Here is a 269-nt window from a genome sequence, read left to right as displayed (position 1 = left end):
CGATCAGTACACGCGAACTAAAGAAAGTAGGCAGAGAACTTTACGATAGCGGAGCGATTGACGTAATGACATTTGGAATGTTCATAAGCGGAAATGGAGAGTTCGATGCCAATGGCAATCAGGCAAATACGCACGTTAAATTTAACGCCATCGCGTTATTCAATGAGAAGTTAGAAGAGTATGCTAAATTTCTCGAGGAATTCCCCGTTCACGCCACACAGGATAATCTGAGATGGAAACAGGCGATGGTCGCAGCCAATCATGCTATC

General features: G+C 44.2%; 1 protein-coding gene. It reads left to right on the top strand.

Annotated features, from left to right (window positions below; genetic code table 11):
* Positions 1 to 269 (top strand): hypothetical protein (locus SB717_RS36195; protein ID WP_410907834.1); only part of this gene is annotated, 269 nt, incomplete at both ends.

This window comes from Priestia sp. SIMBA_032, assembly GCF_046535215.1.
GTDB classification, from domain to species: domain Bacteria; phylum Bacillota; class Bacilli; order Bacillales; family Bacillaceae_H; genus Priestia; species Priestia aryabhattai.
Note: the sequence above shows the minus strand (reverse complement) of the source record. Positions and strands in the feature narration are given on the sequence as shown.